Origin of the sequence: Pseudomonas cichorii (assembly GCF_018343775.1) — a bacterium.
Lineage (GTDB): Bacteria > Pseudomonadota > Gammaproteobacteria > Pseudomonadales > Pseudomonadaceae > Aquipseudomonas > Aquipseudomonas cichorii.
Genome location: NZ_CP074349.1, coordinates 5,936,237 through 5,952,440 on the forward strand (window position 1 = coordinate 5,936,237; position 16,204 = coordinate 5,952,440).

A 16,204-nucleotide genomic window follows, 5' to 3' on the forward strand; every position below is an offset into this window, starting at 1 on the left:
TCAGGCCTGGGCCTGTTTCTTCTGTTCCTGAACCCAGGCCATGTGGGAATCCAGCGGCGGGTTGCGCTGGAAGTAACGCTGCAACCCCTCGAACAGACCATCGGCAACGGCCTGCTGATGGCGCGCCGTCACCAGCCGCTGACTGTCGCGACTGTTAGAGATAAAACCGGTTTCCACCAGGATCGACGGCACATCCGGTGACTTGAGCACCGCGAACCCGGCCTGTTCCACGCGTTTCTGATGCAGCGTGGTAATGCCTTCAAGACTGCCGAGTACGGTATGGCCCAGTTGCAGGCTGGCGGCGATGGTGGCGTTCATCGACATGTCGAGAATCACGCCAGCCAGCATCGGGTCCTTGTCCTTGAGATTGAGCAACGAGGTGGCGCCCAGCAGGTCGGCACCGTTTTCACGCTGAGCCATGAAACGCGCCGTCGCGGATGTCGCGCCGCCTTCGGACAGAGCGAACACCGAAGCGCCGGAAGCCGTCAGGCGCGGCGCAGCATCGGCATGCACCGAGATAAACATGTCGGCCTTGGACTTGTGGGCAAATTCCACGCGCTTGCGCAGAGGCACAAAGAAGTCATCGTTGCGCACCAGCCGCACATCGAAGCCTTTTTCACGCTTCAAGCGCTTGGCCAGCAGTTGAGCGATGGACAGTACAACGTCCTTTTCCCGCTCGCCTCGGGAACCGACAGCGCCAGGGTCCTTGCCGCCATGCCCGGCATCGACCACCACCATGATGTCCCGCTTCGGATGAGCCTTATCAGTGGCCTGCGCCTGAACCGGAGGCGGCGGCGCGACAGCGGCCATCTGCACCGGCGCACTGGCGGTGGAACTCAGGTCCAGCACCAGGCGATGGCCCTGCCCGCCTTCCGGCCCGAGCAGAAAGCTGTTGAGCTGCACAGGAGCAGTGAGGTCCAGCACGATGCGCGTGTCGTCGCAATGGCCGTAATGTCCGGAACGGATCGACTTGATCACCGTACGATCCAGCGCCAGTTGACTGAAATCACCGGTCAGCCGAGAGCCACTGACATCGATGATCAAACGGTCAGGCGCAACCAGGGTGAATGTCTTGTATTGCACTGGCCCGCTCAGGTCGAGCACCAGCCTCAGCTTGTCATCGCTACGCCATAGCCGTGCATTGCGGATCTGCGTGGCACTGGCCCCAAAAGGCAAGGCCAGCGCAGCGCTGGCCAGAAGCATGTTGAGCAGGATTTGACGTCGGTGCATGGCAGGTCTCACGAAACAAGGCGAGCATCCCGGCTCATGAAGTATCACCGCAACAATAGTAATAACATAACACCATGTTACAAGTGAAACTTGAAGCCTTACATGAAGATTGGCACCGACGAGAATCCTCTAATTACGGGCAGTAAGTACATGACCGAAAAGAAAAATGTTCCACGTGGAACGTCATCAGCTCCGTGGAGCGACTGCACCGCACTGCGGCCCTAGCCAGACGGCACGAGTATCCATGCTGCCGTTCTGTTGCTGGCCGGTAGCATTGAAGGTGCCGACCACCTTGGTGGTGAACTCGCGATTACTGAGAAACTGTGCCTGCCCGGTGCCTTGAGCCTTGGGACAACTGAACTGGAAGTTCCAGGTCTGGCCGTTGCGAGCAGTGATCTTCTGCGAACAGCCGGATTTAGGATCGGTCAGGGGAATATCGTCCGACTTGACCTGTGCTTCGGTCAGGCAGAACCGTACGCCTTGCCCACCCAGCGTGACGCCTTGCTTCTGCATCATCTGTTCCATCATGGCGCGCTGCTCAGGCGGCAGGTTCTTCAATTGGCCCAGCATCAGTTGCAGATCCGGCAGCGCCTGACCATCGACTTGCATGTTGCTGGAGGTCAGCTCCCACAAGCCCGGTTGCAGCATCTGTGCATGAGCCACGGGGGCTGCCAGACAAAACATCAACGCCAACGCGCGTTTGTTCATTTAAAAATCCTCGTAAGAACATTGCCCAGACAAGCCTGAGCGGGCCGACGCATCTTAGACGACAGAAGCGTTGACCAGTTGCACCGCGATTAAAATAGCGACAATCCCGAGCGGCTGTGGTCTGTTATAGGCGCAAAAGTGAGGAGCATTGTTTACGTATGGATTTCCATAGCCCGTACTTCTTCGGCTACATCCTGGCGTTCATTCATCTGGTGGGCGCAGTTGCCGCCATCCATGCATTGCTGACCGTGCGCACCGCGCAAGGCGCGATTGCCTGGGCGATGCCGCTGTTCTTCATTCCTTACTTCACCCTGATCCCTTATCTGGTCTTCGGACGCAGTTCGTTCGATGCCTATATCAAGGCCCGCCGTGACGCCAACAGCGAAATGCGCAACGCTATCACCAACCTGAATTGGCGGCCCTGGATCGAGGAGGCCGTGGCCGCACGGCGTTCGGACGCTTATGCCTCGCTGCGCGCTATGCCCAAACTTGGGCGCATGCCGGCTCTGGCCAATAACGAAGTCAAATTGCTGATCAATGGCCAGGCCAGTTTCGATGCCATGTTCGCCGCCATCGAGCAGGCCCGGCAGACGATCCTCGTACAGTTTTTCATCATTCATGACGACGAACTCGGCCGCCGTCTGCAAACCCTGCTGCTGAAAAAGGCCGCCGAGGGTGTGGCGATTTTCGTGCTCTATGATCGGATAGGCAGCCATGCCCTGCCCGCTTCCTACAGCGAAAAGCTGCGCGCAGGCAGTGTGCAGATCAAGGCCTTTGCCACCCATGGCGGCTGGCTCAATCGCTTCCAGATCAACTTCCGCAACCACCGCAAGATAGTCGTGGTCGATGGGCTGAAAGGCTATCTGGGCGGGCACAACGTCGGTGATGAATACCTGGGCCTCAAGCCGCCACTCTCACCCTGGCGCGATACTCATGTGCAGGTGATCGGCCCGGTGGTGGCCTGCCTGCAAGAGTCATTCGCCGAAGACTGGTTCTGGGCCACCCGTGAATTACCCCCCATGAACCTCCCTGAATCCTTTCCCGAACAGGGCGTGCTGTGCCAATTGCTGGCCAGCGGCCCGGCTGATGCGCAGGAAACCTGTTCGCTGTTCTTTGTCGAAGCCATCCACGCGGCAACCGAGCGTGTATGGATCACCAGCCCTTATTTCATCCCCGACGAAGCCGTGACGGCAGCCTTGCATCTGGCGGTGTTGCGCGGTGTCGATGTCAGGCTGCTGCTGCCGTCGCGTCCCGATCATTACGTGGTGTACGCCGCCTCCACCCTCTTCGCCTTCGATGCCGTGCGGGCTGGCGTGCGGGTGTTCCGCTACAAGCCGGGCTTCCTGCATCAGAAAGTGGTGTTGGTGGATAACGAAATCACCGCCATCGGCAGCGCCAACCTCGACAACCGTTCGTTCCGGCTGAATTTCGAGCTGATGCTGCTGACGGTCGATACGAATTTCGCTCGTGAGGTTGAAGCCATGCTGACGGACGACTTCAACCTGAGCCACGAGATCTCCCTTGAGGAAAGCCGCGAAACACGCCACCTGCACCAGTTGGGCATGCGCGTGGCCAGGTTGATCTCGCCAATCCTTTAGCCTCAGCGATAAATGTCTTCACGGGTCAGCGGCAAGCTATGCCCCCCATGGGCAAAGGGTTTGACCGCCAGAATCTGGTGCAGATTGATCCATCCTCTGGCGAAGGCATAGGAACAACCAGCCAGATACAGCCGCCAGATACGCAAGGTGTGTTCGGGCACCAGCGCAGCGGCTTCGCTCAGGCGCGCCTCAAGGCGAGCGCTCCAGTGCTCCAGGGTGCGGGCGTAATGCAGGCGCAGGCTTTCGACATCGACGATTTCCAGCCCCGCGTCACTGATATGCGCGCTGATCATCGCCAAATGAGGCAGCTCGCCATTGGGGAACACGTAACGGTCGATGAACTCCCCGGCACCACGCCCCACCGGACGGCCATCGGTATGCAGGGCGGTAATACCGTGGTTCATCACCAGCCCGCCCTCCTTCACTGCACCCGAAAGACACTGGGTATAGAGCGGCAGGTTGCCGTGACCCACATGCTCGAACATGCCCACACTGACCACCTTGTCGAAGCGCTGGTCCTGAGGCAGATCGCGGTAATCGAGTAATTGCAGCTCGACCCTGTCCTGCAGACCCTCGGCGTTGACTCGCTCACGGGAGAGCGCCAACTGTTCCTGGCTCAAGGTGATACCGAACACCTTGACCCCATACTCCCGGGCCGCAAAACGCGACAGACCGCCCCAACCACAGCCCACATCCAGCAGGTACTCGCCGGGCTTGAGACGCAGCTTGCGGCACAGATGCTGGAATTTGTCCTGCTGCGCCTGCTCCAGCGTCTCCCTGCCGGTCTTGAAGTAGGCGCAGGAATAGACCATCTCCTGATCGAGCCAGAGCTGGTAAAAGCTGTTGGACAGGTCATAGTGATAGGCAATCGATGCCGCATCGGTGGCCTTGTCGTGCCGGGTTCGCACGGGAGAGCTGGCGTCTTCATTTTCCAGCAAGGCGCGGGTCAGCTCGTCGCAGACCCTGATGACTTCACTGATGGAGCCTTCCAGCTCCAGCCGCCCCTCTACAAAGGCGCTGCCCAGCAGGCCGAGACTTGGGTGGCTGAAATCGGACACCAGTTGCGGGTCCTTGACGACAATCGTGACACTGGGCGCAGGCCCCAGATCCAGCTCATGGCCGTCCCAGAGCTTGAGGCGCAATGGCAGGTGGAGATTCTGCAAGGCCGATGGAAGTTGCACGTTCATATCAATTGCCCCCCTATCCAGAAGCTGGAAAAGGGCAGTCCAGGCGGTTCAACCGCAACCGAGGCTATTGGCAGGGAAAAAATTACAGGGAACGGCCTTGTGCCCAATGATTCGAGCCAAACGTGCAGCCTTTCATGGATCACCCTAGTCTTGAATGACCATCAATTTGTAACGGAGTTCTTCAAGCTTGAGCGCCGTCTTACAATTTTAGTAAGGGCTCCTGAAAACGCAGCAACCGCCCGGCATTGCCCAGTACCAGCAAGGTGCTGAGGTTATGCAGCACCGCGGCCAGCATGGCGCCCGCTACACCCAGCAAACCGAAGGCTGCCAGTGCAACGATAGCCAATGTCCAGCCCAGGCCAATGACCACGTTCACTTGCAAGGTCTGACGACATAGACGGCTCAGGCGCACGCAAGTGCCAAGGCGACGCAAGTCGCTGCCGATCAGCACGATATCCGCCGAAGCCAGGGCGATATCGGCGCCACCTGCGCCCATGGCGACGCCGACGACACCGGCCTTCAAGGCCAGCGAATCGTTGATTCCGTCACCCACCACCATGGGCCTGAAGCCCTGGGCAATTTCACCTTTGACCCGGTTGAGCTTGTCTTCTGGCAGGGCCTGAGCCTGGACATCGACGATCCCCACTTCCCGCGCCAGCGTGTCAGCCACGGTCTGGCGATCACCAGTCAGCAACAATTGCCGTCCCAGGCCCAGCTCACGCAATTCGCCCAGCGCTTTATTTGCCTCGGGCTTGAGCGTGTCGGACAACAGCAACCAGGCCTGAAAGACGCCGTCCAGCGCCAGCCCGGCCAGCGGGCCGTCATGCTCGGGCACCGCTGGCGTGGCAATGCCCAGTTGCTCGAACAACTCGGGACGCCCCAATGCCGCTTCGCCATGGGCAGTCGAAGCCACCACTCCCAGCCCCTGGCGCTCGCGAATATCGCTGAGCGGCAGCAGTTGATCTTTATCCACAAGCCCGGCCAGTGCGCGACTGACCGGATGGCTGCTGGCCGACCCGAGGCTCGCGGCCAGTGGCAACAGGTCTGCATGCCCTGCGCTGTCCTGTATCGATTGCAGGCGCAAGGTGCCAAACGTCAGGGTGCCGGTTTTATCCACAACCAGAGAAGTCAGGTCCGCCAGCTCTTCGAGAAATGCCGAACTGCGGATCAGAATCCCGTGACGGGCAGCCACGGCAATCCCGGCAATCGCCGTGGCCGGAGCCGAAAGCACCAGCGCACACGGACAGGCAGCGACCAGCACGGCCAGCATCGCCTGTGCATCCTGAGTGATGAACCAGGTCAGCGCAGCAATCAACAGAACCAGCACCATGTAACTGCCGGCATAGCGCTCCAGCAGACGAGTGATGGGCGGCTTGGAACGCTCGGCGTTCTGCATCAACGCGATGACCTTACCCAGCGTGGACTGGTCGCCGGTGCGCGTCACTTCAATGCGCAGCAGGCCATCCAGGTTGATCGCCCCGCCGTAGACTTCCATGCCCGCCTGAGCCTCCAGCGGTACGGACTCACCGGTAATGGAGGAAGTATCGAGGCTGGCCTGACCGGAAAGCACCCGGCCATCGGCTGGAACCCGATCACCAGCCCGTACCTCGACCTGATCGCCCGCCTGCAGCGTCGAGTTATCCACTTCATGCACGCAGCCATCGGCCTTGATCAGTCGCGCGTGGCTGCGGGTCAACTGGCCAAGCGCCTGAATGGCTTCCTGGGAACCGATGACGCTACGCTCTTCCAGCACATGCCCGAAAATCATGATGATCGGCAGCAACGCCGCCGTCATGAGGTCGCCTGTAGCCCATGCGCCCAGCATCGCCAGAGCAATCAACTGGTCGGTAATCCCGTGCAGGCTCGGGTGCCGCAAACTGTGCCAGCCAGCACTGATCACCGGGATCGCCACCAGCAGCGAGGCCGCACCCAGCAGCAACTGGCTGACGCCGGTCTGCTCAGGCGCAATCAAACGCCAGATCAGGCCCAGCCCCAATAAGCCCAAAGCCAGCATGGCCAGGGTCAACTGACGGGCCGCGCTACGTTGCTCCGCCCCGCTCAGCAGGCTGGTCGCTTCGGGTCTGGCGTGGGTGTGAACGGCTTCGCCACTCATTGTTCGGCTCCCTGAATGATCAGGCGGGAATCGTCTTTGGGATTGACCGTCGTGACCGATCCGGCCTGTCCGAGAATTTTCGGCACGCGCTCGCGATAAAGGCGCTGCAACAGACCCGGATCATTACGATTCTGGACTGACTGCGAGAGGCTGGCCACGGTCGCGGTATCTGTCTGGGCCTTGGCCAGTCGCTCCGACGCCTGGGCGTGGGCGACCTGCAAGGTTCGGTCGGACTGCTGATTGGCAGCCTGGGTGAGTTTTTCTGCCTCGTTACGGGCATTGGCCACGGCCTGATCCGCCTGCTGGCTGGCGGTCAGCACAGCGTTGAACGCATTGACGGCGGCCTTGGGCAGACTGGACTGTACATCCACCCGCGCCACTTCTATGCCCACGCCCGAACCTGTCGCAGCCAGTTCGGCCAGACGCTGGTTGATACCGCGCACCAGATCGCCACGCAGACGCTCGCGCCGCTCAGCTGCCTGGCTGTCGACCCCGATCAGTTCGGGACGGGCAACCAGAATGGTGTCCAGGTCACGCCCCGCCGTCAGCGTCACGGCACTGCGATTGACCAGCCGGTCCAGGGCAGGCAGCACATGTTCGCCCTGCAGGACGAAGGCGTACGGGTCGATCACCTTGTAGAACACCGTCACGTCCAGTTGCACGACACCCGCATCGCCGGTCAGCAGAAAGCCCGAGCCCGCCAGGGCATCACTCATGGGCACAGCAAAGGTGGCAACCTCATCGGCCTTCTGGGCCTGAGGCGAACGCAGCAGGGTTTCCACCCGGCGCTCGATCACCCGATCCGCCGAAGGCAGCAGAACCACACGCTCCAGCGGCTGCGGCCAGGCAATCAGCAAACCGGCGTTTTGTATCCGTTCCAGTTCACCGAAACGCATGACCACGGCGCGGTTCTGGGGATCGATCTGCCGCACGTTGGAGGTCACCCAGCCCAATGCCGCCAGCAGCGTCACCCCATACAACCCCAGAAACGCCAGGCGGCTGGCCTGCAACCATGGGCTTGAAGGCTCGCTCATGGTTGCGATCCGCTCTTGGCGTCCAGCGTGGGCGGCCCGTCCACCAAGACCCGGAACGGCGCAGCGTCAGTGCGCAGGATCAGCCTGGAGCCCGGCGTCACCACCGTGCCCAGGGTGTCGAGGGAACGCAGCAGGTTGTAGAGCTGCGGCGAACCCGCATAGGCGCGGCCATAGATCTCGGCGGCTTCGACCCGCGACTGTGCTTCGATATCCGCGGCCTTGACCGTGGCATCGGCTTCGACAATCCGCGCATCACGCTCGGCGGCCGAACGGATCTGTGCGGCTTCGCGCTTGCCGGCAGCCGTGCGTTCGGTGGCGATGGTTTCACGCTCGGCGCGCATCCGGTCGACCGTGGCATTGAGCGTCACCGATGGCAAGGTCAGACGCTCGACACCTACCTGCAGGACTTTCACGCCATAGGTGGAAAGCAACTGCTGCTCGATCTGCTGGCGCAACTGGTTCTCGAAGCCGGTGATGTTCACCTTGCTGGCATCGGTATTGACCAGACTCGACAGGTCGAAACTGCTGGCCGTGGTTTCCAGCGCAGAACCCACGAAAGTACGGATCTGCCGGGCGGCCTCATCGGGCTGGTTCTGTACGGCGCGCATGAAACGCTGCACGTTGTCCCCGTCGCCCTGCACCTGCCACGCCACATAGGCCTGAACGATGATCCGCAGGCCATCACGAGTCCCCACGTCCTGCAAACCGCTGGAGGTGGTACGCAAGCGAAGGTCCACAGGAATCGTCGTCTCGAACGGCGCAGGCCAGCGCCAGCTCAGGCCCGGCTCCAGCAAGACGCGGGACGGATTGCCGAAACGGGTAATCACCGTCGCCTCACCGGAGCGAACCTGCACCAGACTCGCCGCCGCCAGAGCAAAGACGATCAGCAGACCCGCCAGGCCCATGCGCAGCCAGGCGCGCTTCCCCGGCACCGCAGCTTCGTCGTGGTGATGGTGATGATGCCCGGCATGGGCATGGTCGCTGTGGTCGTGATGATCATGGTGATGATGGAACAGACTCAAGGGACGACTCCTTACTGAACGGCTTTACGCGGCGCCGTTGGGTCTGCCGGTGGGGTGAAGGTGCGAAGGTCGATGGTCGGCGCACTGTTGCCGCCCAGACGGTGATCGAGAACCAGCAATCTGGCGTTGCTCAGGCCATGGCTGAGCTGGGTCAGGTATTGCTCCAGCAGAAAAGCTTGCCCGGCCTTGGCGTAAGCCTGGCGCTCGGCACTGAAACGCAGGTCTGCGCCTTGGGCAGTGGCCAGCACTTCCCGGGCATTGGCGCTGGCCTGGTCATGGGCGACGCTGGCATTGAGTTGCGCCTGACTGGCTTGCGCACTGGCTGCGCCGCGCTCTCGGGCGATCAAGGCTTGGGCGCCGATCTGCGCAGCCTGCACGGCATGATAGGCATTGGCGGCACCGGCTGGCGGATGGATGGCCTCCACCACCGTGGCGAGAATTTCCACGCCGCTGTCCAGGCGCTGCAGATCCGCCTGCACCGCCTTGCCAATGTCTTCGGCCAGCCCTGTGCGTTGCTCACCGAGCAATTCATCCAGCGTGCGGGAAGCAAAATCATGAACCAGCACACGGCTGGCGGTGCTGCGAATCAGGGTCGGTACATCGGCGCTGTTGTAGGTCGCGGCCAGCGCGGCGGCATCGCTCAGGCCGATGCGATAGACAAAGCGCACATCCATGTTCACCACCTGGAAGCTCTGCTTGTCCCCTGCACTGCTGGCGATGACCTGAGATTTTTCATTGATGTGGCTGGCGTCCCACAGGCGATTGGCGCTGACAGGCGGTGGACCTTCGGCAGGGTCCAGAAGCTGCTCCACGGCACTGGCTTCGGAAACGCTGGTGGCCATCTCGTGAACCACTCCGTTTTCCACCGACAGCACCTTGCCGAACGGCCAGGGCAACCCGACATGCAGGCCCGGCCCGAACACCTCGCCAGGCTTGCCGAAACGCTCATAGATCCCGCGGCCCTGCATGGGGATTTCATGCACGCCGGTCAGCGCCCAGCCCAAGGCTGCAACCACCGCCAGTACCGGCAGAAAAGCGCGTCGTATGTAGCTCAGCGCCCAGATCTGACGCAGGTCGATACCGAAGCGGTTGTGCAATTCATGATGCAACACCAGCAACGGGCGCGGCGGCCAGCGCAGCAGGTCTGCCATGAGACTGCTGGCCATCAGGCGAGGCTCAAGACGCTCATTGCGTGGGGTGAAGAACGACAGCGCAGCGCGCAACAGGAATTCGATGGCCACCAAGGTCGGCAGAATGCCGATCAGTACCGCCAGCCGTGGCGGCCAGATACGATCGACACTGGCGAAGAACAGACACAGCGCACCCAGCAGCAAGACCCCGATCACCATGCGGGTCAGTTGCGCCAGTTGCCCGGCTTCGGGCCATTGGGCACGTTGTTCGTGACTGAACTGCCGCTCCAGCACCAGCAAACCGAAAGCCATCAGCAGCATGAGGCTGCCTGCCAGATTGGCGACAGAAGACAGTTCGGTGCCGGGCAAGCTCAGGTTCCAGACCAGACGAATGCAGATCAGCGCCAGCAGCGACCAGCCCGCGAGCCACAAGGCCGACGCGCCCAGTTGGGCAAGCAAGGATTGGCCTGCATCGCTGAAGCGGGTCAGCAGGCGCTCATACCAGCCGCTTTCGTCGATCTGCGGCAACGTCTGGCTCTGTTCCAGCGGCGCGACTGTGCCCATGACGCCAGCACGCCAGCGGGCCACCGACAGAGCCGATTGCAGACCCGCCGCCAGCAGCAAAAAGGCCGCCGCGCTGTTGACCAGCACCGCCATCCACAAGGAGCTTGGGGAAAAAAGATCGATGAACAGCGCCAGCACCAGCCCGGTAATGCCCGCACCGACAACCAGATACCTGAGCCGACTCAGGCGCCGGGCCTGCTGTGCAGCCAGTTGAAAGCGCGGCAGCCCTTCGAGGTCAGCGTGCCCTACATCCAGATCAACCCGCATCGCTACCCCGGAATCTGACTAATGCCGTGAATGATAGCGTTACGATATAACGCTTATCGTGAAACTTTCGTCAGGTGATTCCGCGTCTCTGGCCGCTATCTCTCTGAAGGAGATGGCCAGACAGACATGGCCACATCCACGATCTCAAACAGCCTCTGCCGATCCGCTCCGTCGCGTGCCAGTGCCGCCAATCCCTGAAGGGTTGCCATGAAAAACCCGGCCAGAACCGAAGCGTCAGTGCCAGGAGGAAGTTCACCTTTCTGGATACCGTCCCTGATCGTTGAGACGAGGTCATCTTCCATGCCACGGCGAATTGCAGCCAGATGTTCGCGAACATCAGCAGCCGACTCCGAACAACTGACCGCAGCCGTGGCGAGCAGGCACCCGGAAGAGTCGGCATTGGTCGTAAACATCTCTATCGCATGCCGCAATGAACTCAGCACGCTTTCACGCACGGTTGCGTTCGCAGCCAGCGCCTTCCTGGAAGCCATTCCCTTTTTTAGATACAGATCCACAGCCTCCAGGAAAAGCTGTTTCTTGTCTCCGAAGGCGGCATAGATGCTTGGAGCCGTAACCCCCATTGCTTTCGTCAGCGTGGCCATGGACGTGGACTCATAGCCATGTTCCCAGAAAGCAAACATCGCCTTTTCAAGTACGACATCGCGGTCAAAAGAAAGCGGACGTCCCGATTTTTTAGATTCGACTGTTTTCATAATGATCGCTACGAAATGTTTGACAGCGTCTGCGCGGCCGGGATAAAAGCTTTTCGTAATGAACGTTACGAAATATAGGCTTGAAAAAGTATGTCACATAAATGGTTACAAGTTGGCCCGTAAACAGGCAACCCGTCCTGACGTCGAGCGTGGAATCCGATCAGGTCTATAGCTCACACCCCAAAACAAAATGACGGTCTGGCTCAAGCTTCCAGCCTGAGCACAGGCTCGTCCGTGCCAATGCATCTGTAGCTCCAGGTATGGAACATGCAAAGCAATGTAATCCGATATAACTGCGTGGGTTGCGGGATCTGCTGTAAAGGTCGTCTTGTGCCCTTGACGCTGAACGAAGCCGAGCAATGGCTGGCTCGCGGACACGATGTAGCGGTGATACTGGAGGCTTTCAACGAGCTGACCTGGCCAGCCGACTCAAGACAATACGCCCACAGCGCTGGCCGGTCGGTCGCGGTCAACGATGCCCAGAGCAGCATTCGCGTTATTGCTGTGTTCGCTGGCAATGCCCTTGAGCAATGCCCGAATCTGCGGGCGGACAACCTGTGCGGCATCTATGAAGAACGCCCGCTGGTCTGCCGGATTTACCCGATGGAAATCAATCCATTCATCGAGGTCAGCAAGGACAACAAGATCTGTCCGCCCGAGTCTTGGGAAAGCGGCGACATTCTGTGCACCGATGGCGTAGCCAATCCCGAACTTCAGGCGCTGGTCAACCGGTCCAGACAGGCCGACATCGTTGATGCAGCAACCAAGATAGCCGTCTGCGCGCAACTGGGCATCAAGGTGGCCAGTTGGAAGGAGGATGCATTCGCCGTCTATTTCCCGGAGCGTTTGCAACTGATGGATGCGATACGCAGCAGCAAGGAGGCCGCCGTGGAGGACTGGAGCGAAAACTGGAAAGTACGGGCCGACGATCCGCAACTGCGTGAGCGCCTGCTTGCACACCATGTCCCGCTGGCCGCCCCCGATGATTGTGACTATATCTTTCACAAACTGTAGCAGGGCAACGACAAAAGCATCTGGCATTCAAGCCTGTGAACACCCCCCGATTAACGGGTTGGAGTGCCCGACAGGCATGGCAAAATGATTGCTGAATATTGCATGGCAAATGGCTTCCCGACGTCCCGCACACTCACCTTCCTGAACGCTCATCCGCACCCGACTCGTCTGAAAGCCTTGTGCCAAGCGGTCACCAGCCATCCCGGTGTTGCCGCAGCGTCCCTGAAATCCCTCGCCACTCGCCCCTCTCAGTCCCTGTTCATTGACGATGAGCGGCATTTTTTTGCACCTATTTTGGAACAGCATCTCGTCTTTGTTATCTGTTGTGGGTAGTTTGCGTTCGGCAAGGAGTCGTTGGCGCGCCATTTTCTTGTGCAGGACGCACAGAATTACTCAGAGGCTTCACTTTTATGAATCGCAGGAATCTCCTTAAAGCTTCCATGGCGTTGGCCGCCTACAGCAGCTTGCCGGCCTCGGGGCTTTTTGCTGCGCGAGCACTTGCCGCTGCTGCGGACGGCGAGATAGAGCATTTCGATTTCCCGACATTGCAGGCTCACGCCAAACAACTGGCCGGCAAGGCCTATGTCAGCACCAAGCAGGTGCTGCCGCCGGTACTGGCGGACATGACGCCGTTGCAGTTCAACGCCATCCGCTACGACGCCGCGCACTCCTTGTGGAACGACGTCAAAGGCCAACTGGACGTGCAGTTCTTCCACGTCGGCATGGGCTTCAAGACCCCCGTGCGTATGTACAGCCTCGACGCCAAGACCAAACAGGCGCGGGAAGTGCATTTCCGTCACGAGCTGTTCAACTACGAGAACAGCGGCATCGACAAGAACCTGGTCAAGGGTGACCTGGGCTTTGCCGGGTTCAAACTGTTCAAGGCCCCGCAAATTGCCGTCAACGATATCGTGTCGTTCCTGGGTGCCAGCTACTTCCGCGCAGTGGACGGCAACAATCAGTACGGCCTGTCGGCACGCGGTCTGGCCATCGACACCTACGCCAAGCGTCAGGAAGAGTTTCCAGACTTCACCAAGTTCTGGTTCGAGACGCCGGACAAGAACGCTACCCGTTTCGTGGTCTACGCCCTGCTGGACTCGCCGAGCGCCACCGGTGCGTATCGCTTCGACATCGATTGCCAATCCGGTCAGGTGGTGATGGAAGTCGACGCACACATCAATGCGCGGGCCGACATCGAGCAACTGGGCATCACGCCGATGACCAGCATGTTCAGTTGTGGCACCCACGAGCGCCGCATGTGCGACTCGATTCACCCACAACTGCACGACTCCGACCGGCTGGCCATGTGGCGCGGTAACGGCGAGTGGATCTGCCGTCCGCTGAACAACCCGGCCAAACTGCAGTTCAACGCCTTCTCTGATAAAGATCCGAAGGGCTTCGGCCTTGTGCAGTACGACCACAACTTTGCCAGCTATCAGGACACCGTGGTCTGGTACCACCGTCGCCCGAGCCTGTGGGTCGAGCCGACCACGGCATGGGGTGAGGGCGAAATCAGTCTGCTGGAGATCCCGACCACCGGCGAAACGATGGATAACATCGTGGTGTTCTGGACCCCCAAGGCCAAGGTCAAGGCGGGCGAGTCACTCAACTACGGTTACAAGCTGTTCTGGAGCCCTCTGCCACCGGTCAGCACTCCGCTGGCTCAGGTCAATGCGACCCGTTCGGGCATGGGCGGCTTCACCGAAGGCTGGGCTCCCGGCGAGCACTACCCGAAATACTGGGCACGCCGTTTTGCTGTGGACTTCCACGGCGGCGGTCTGGACCGCCTGCCAGAAGGCACAGGCATCGAGCCGGTGCTGAAGGTTTCCCACGGCAAGGTTCAGGACTTCAACATCCTGGTACTGCCTGACATCAAGGGTTACCGCATCACCTTCGACTGGCTGCCTGACAGCGACTCGGTAGAGCCGGTGGAAATGCGCATGTTCATCCGCACCGGGGATCGCACCCTGAGCGAGACCTGGCTGTACCAGTACTTCCCGCCTGCTCCGGACAGACGCAAGTACCCATAACCCTGCAGGACCGGATTCATCCGCAAACGTGATTGCTGATGGTAAAGAGGCTGTGAATGTAACGGCCTCCTCCTGGATAAATCCGGTCCTGCAACACCTTTAAAGTTGACAGCTCCGTGAACTGCGTCTGATATATCCCTTGTCACGCCGTTGCGAGCATTCGCTCCAGACCTGCTCTTCCCTCCTTCAGTTCTTCCCTTATCGACCCGCCTGTCGCGGTCGAGGGCGGTAGCTTTGCCCATCCGAAATTCCTGACGCTCTTCAGAAGGCCGACATCATGGAGTTGAACCCTGCGGACAAGACGGCCGAGAAGCCGTCGATCCTGTCATTCGATAAATCGACCGTCGTCGTGTGGGTGGTCATCGGCCTGATCCTGGTCGAAACCTTTTCCGGCGTGCTGCGCTTCTACTTCGACAAGGCAGGCATCAGCCCGCTGCTCTATGTGCCCAAGATGGCATGCGTCCTGTTGTTTGCCCTGGAGTTGCGCACTTTCAGGGCCGGAAGGCTGTTCTGGGCGTGCATGTTGCTGTGGGTGTTTTTCGCGATGCTGGCGATGCTGCATGGCGCCAGCCTGTTCAATATTGCCTTCAGCCTGTTCGCCTTGAGCCCGCTGTTTTTCGGGCTGGTGTGCAGCGAATACCTGTTCCGGCGCAGAAAACTGCTCGCCTGGGCCATCGGCTTTTGCCTGCTGGCGTCACTGGCGGGCCTGGCACTGGACAAGTACACCTTCGTGCCCTGGAAAGGCTACACCTACAGCGTGGGCGAAACGCAGCTCAGCGCCAATATGTCATGGAGTGCGGACGATGAAGACCGGATTGCCGGTTTCGCCCGGATGTCGAGCCTGCTGTCGATCCTCATCGCCCTCTACAGCCTGTACCTGCTGATGTTTATCCGTTCGCGGCCACTCATCCTGCTGCTGAGCACAGTGGCGCTCTACGGAATCGTGCTGACTACCAGCAAGGCGCCCGCCGTCGCCTTCGTGCTGACCCTCGGTTTACTGCTGATCCAGCGGATGACCTGGCCCTGTCGACTGGCCTGCATCCTGGCGGTCATGGCCGGCTTGCTGCTGCCGACGCTTGGGCTTTTGCATGACTTCGATGCCCGGACAGTCAGCAGCGGCGGCAGCTCGCTGGCGTCGCTGTATGACCGACTGAACAACACCTGGCCCAACATCGTCGACGCCATGACTCTGGCCGGCTGGGGCATGACCGGAGCGGGGTTCGGAATGGTCGGCAGTACGCTGACGATGTTTCCGGTTCCGGGCGCCGACATCTTCATGACCATCGACAGCAGCGTCGTCTACCTGTGGGTGATGCTGGGGATTAGCGGGCTGTTGCTGTATGCGCTGCAGATTCCCCTGTTCTTCGCTCTGATCAACGAACAAAACCCGTTGAGCCGCATGTTGCTGGCGATCGGTTTCTGTTGCTGCCTGATCAGCTGGACCACGGATATCTTCGAGGTGACGGTGGCCAACCTGTTCATCGGTCTGGCCGTGGGGCATGTGCTGTTCGCCCGGCGTGAAGAGGATGTGCAGGCGAACGGCCCAGCGCACATGCAGATCAACGCCCTACCCGCTCCGCACTGAGGCCACGAC

General features: G+C 60.3%; 13 protein-coding genes. 5 read left to right on the forward strand and 8 right to left on the reverse strand.

The genetic code is table 11. From position 1 onward, the window contains the following. Both KGD89_RS25670 and KGD89_RS25675 read right to left on the reverse strand, forming a co-directional pair. On the reverse strand, positions 1 to 1,230 hold the full coding sequence (locus KGD89_RS25670) for an N-acetylmuramoyl-L-alanine amidase (RefSeq protein ID WP_025262590.1): 1,230 nt from the start codon (positions 1,228 to 1,230) through the stop codon (positions 1 to 3). Between the two features lie 186 nt (positions 1,231 to 1,416). Continuing rightward, positions 1,417 to 1,938: a DUF3617 domain-containing protein gene (locus tag KGD89_RS25675; RefSeq protein WP_025262591.1), complete on the reverse strand. Its 522-nt coding sequence runs from the start codon at positions 1,936 to 1,938 to the stop codon at positions 1,417 to 1,419. Positions 1,939 to 2,096: 158 nt separating this feature from the next. On the opposite strand from KGD89_RS25675, the gene cls reads away from it, so the two are divergent. Beyond that, complete coding sequence (gene cls / locus KGD89_RS25680; RefSeq protein WP_025262592.1) at positions 2,097 to 3,536, forward strand: cardiolipin synthase; 1,440 nt, start codon at positions 2,097 to 2,099, stop codon at positions 3,534 to 3,536. Between the two features lie 2 nt (positions 3,537 to 3,538). On the opposite strand, the gene cfaB is transcribed toward cls, so the two are convergent. The 6 genes from cfaB to KGD89_RS25710 all read right to left on the reverse strand — a co-directional run bounded on the left by cfaB (position 3,539) and on the right by KGD89_RS25710 (position 11,566). After that, entirely contained in the window at positions 3,539 to 4,723 is a 1,185-nt protein-coding gene (gene cfaB, locus KGD89_RS25685; protein ID WP_025262593.1) for a C17 cyclopropane fatty acid synthase CfaB, read from the reverse strand. 199 nt (positions 4,724 to 4,922) lie between these two features. Next, positions 4,923 to 6,836, reverse strand: a complete 1,914-nt coding sequence (locus KGD89_RS25690; RefSeq protein WP_025262594.1) for a cation-translocating P-type ATPase — start codon at positions 6,834 to 6,836, stop codon at positions 4,923 to 4,925. Further along, a complete protein-coding gene (hflK, locus tag KGD89_RS25695; protein ID WP_025262595.1) occupies positions 6,833 to 7,870 on the reverse strand; it encodes a protease modulator HflK in 1,038 nt (345 codons plus the stop codon). Before hflK (KGD89_RS25695) ends, KGD89_RS25690 begins: the two co-directional genes overlap by 4 nt. Continuing rightward, positions 7,867 to 8,892, reverse strand: coding sequence for a protease modulator HflC (gene hflC / locus KGD89_RS25700; RefSeq protein WP_025262596.1), 1,026 nt, complete (start codon positions 8,890 to 8,892; stop codon positions 7,867 to 7,869). The genes hflK (KGD89_RS25695) and hflC overlap by 4 nt, the downstream gene beginning before the upstream one ends. A gap of 11 nt (positions 8,893 to 8,903) precedes the next feature. Beyond that, the gene (gene hflK / locus KGD89_RS25705; protein ID WP_025262597.1) at positions 8,904 to 10,853 is read right to left on the reverse strand and encodes a protease modulator HflK; all 1,950 of its coding nucleotides are present in this window, start codon (positions 10,851 to 10,853) and stop codon (positions 8,904 to 8,906) included. 95 nt (positions 10,854 to 10,948) lie between these two features. Next, on the reverse strand, positions 10,949 to 11,566 hold the full coding sequence (locus KGD89_RS25710; RefSeq protein ID WP_038400113.1) for a TetR/AcrR family transcriptional regulator: 618 nt from the start codon (positions 11,564 to 11,566) through the stop codon (positions 10,949 to 10,951). Between the two features lie 267 nt (positions 11,567 to 11,833). Between KGD89_RS25710 and KGD89_RS25715 the strand changes: the two genes are divergently transcribed. The 4 genes from KGD89_RS25715 to KGD89_RS25730 all read left to right on the forward strand — a co-directional run bounded on the left by KGD89_RS25715 (position 11,834) and on the right by KGD89_RS25730 (position 16,195). After that, positions 11,834 to 12,580 carry a YkgJ family cysteine cluster protein gene (locus KGD89_RS25715; RefSeq protein ID WP_025262599.1) on the forward strand — a complete coding sequence of 249 codons (747 nt, stop codon included), beginning with the start codon at positions 11,834 to 11,836 and terminating at the stop codon, positions 12,578 to 12,580. An 84-nt stretch (positions 12,581 to 12,664) separates the two neighbouring features. After that, positions 12,665 to 12,913, forward strand: coding sequence for a hypothetical protein (locus KGD89_RS25720; protein WP_143008715.1), 249 nt, complete (start codon positions 12,665 to 12,667; stop codon positions 12,911 to 12,913). Positions 12,914 to 12,990: 77 nt separating this feature from the next. Next, positions 12,991 to 14,610 (forward strand): glucan biosynthesis protein D, encoded by a 1,620-nt coding sequence (locus KGD89_RS25725; RefSeq protein ID WP_025262601.1) that lies wholly within the window; start codon positions 12,991 to 12,993, stop codon positions 14,608 to 14,610. Positions 14,611 to 14,887: 277 nt separating this feature from the next. Continuing rightward, a complete protein-coding gene (locus KGD89_RS25730; protein WP_025262602.1) occupies positions 14,888 to 16,195 on the forward strand; it encodes a membrane protein in 1,308 nt (435 codons plus the stop codon). The last annotated feature ends 9 nt before the right edge of the window (positions 16,196 to 16,204 follow it).

Coding starts and splice junctions, on each gene's coding strand:
- KGD89_RS25670 (WP_025262590.1), bottom strand. CDS start 1,230: ATGCACCGACGTCAAATCCTGCTCAACATGCTTCTGGCCAGCGCTGCG.
- KGD89_RS25675 (WP_025262591.1), bottom strand. CDS start 1,938: ATGAACAAACGCGCGTTGGCGTTGATGTTTTGTCTGGCAGCCCCCGTG.
- cls (WP_025262592.1), top strand. CDS start 2,097: ATGGATTTCCATAGCCCGTACTTCTTCGGCTACATCCTGGCGTTCATT.
- cfaB (WP_025262593.1), bottom strand. CDS start 4,723: ATGAACGTGCAACTTCCATCGGCCTTGCAGAATCTCCACCTGCCATTG.
- KGD89_RS25690 (WP_025262594.1), bottom strand. CDS start 6,836: ATGAGTGGCGAAGCCGTTCACACCCACGCCAGACCCGAAGCGACCAGC.
- hflK (WP_025262595.1), bottom strand. CDS start 7,870: ATGAGCGAGCCTTCAAGCCCATGGTTGCAGGCCAGCCGCCTGGCGTTT.
- hflK (WP_025262597.1), bottom strand. CDS start 10,853: ATGCGGGTTGATCTGGATGTAGGGCACGCTGACCTCGAAGGGCTGCCG.
- KGD89_RS25710 (WP_038400113.1), bottom strand. CDS start 11,566: ATGAAAACAGTCGAATCTAAAAAATCGGGACGTCCGCTTTCTTTTGAC.
- KGD89_RS25715 (WP_025262599.1), top strand. CDS start 11,834: ATGCAAAGCAATGTAATCCGATATAACTGCGTGGGTTGCGGGATCTGC.
- KGD89_RS25720 (WP_143008715.1), top strand. CDS start 12,665: ATGATTGCTGAATATTGCATGGCAAATGGCTTCCCGACGTCCCGCACA.
- KGD89_RS25725 (WP_025262601.1), top strand. CDS start 12,991: ATGAATCGCAGGAATCTCCTTAAAGCTTCCATGGCGTTGGCCGCCTAC.
- KGD89_RS25730 (WP_025262602.1), top strand. CDS start 14,888: ATGGAGTTGAACCCTGCGGACAAGACGGCCGAGAAGCCGTCGATCCTG.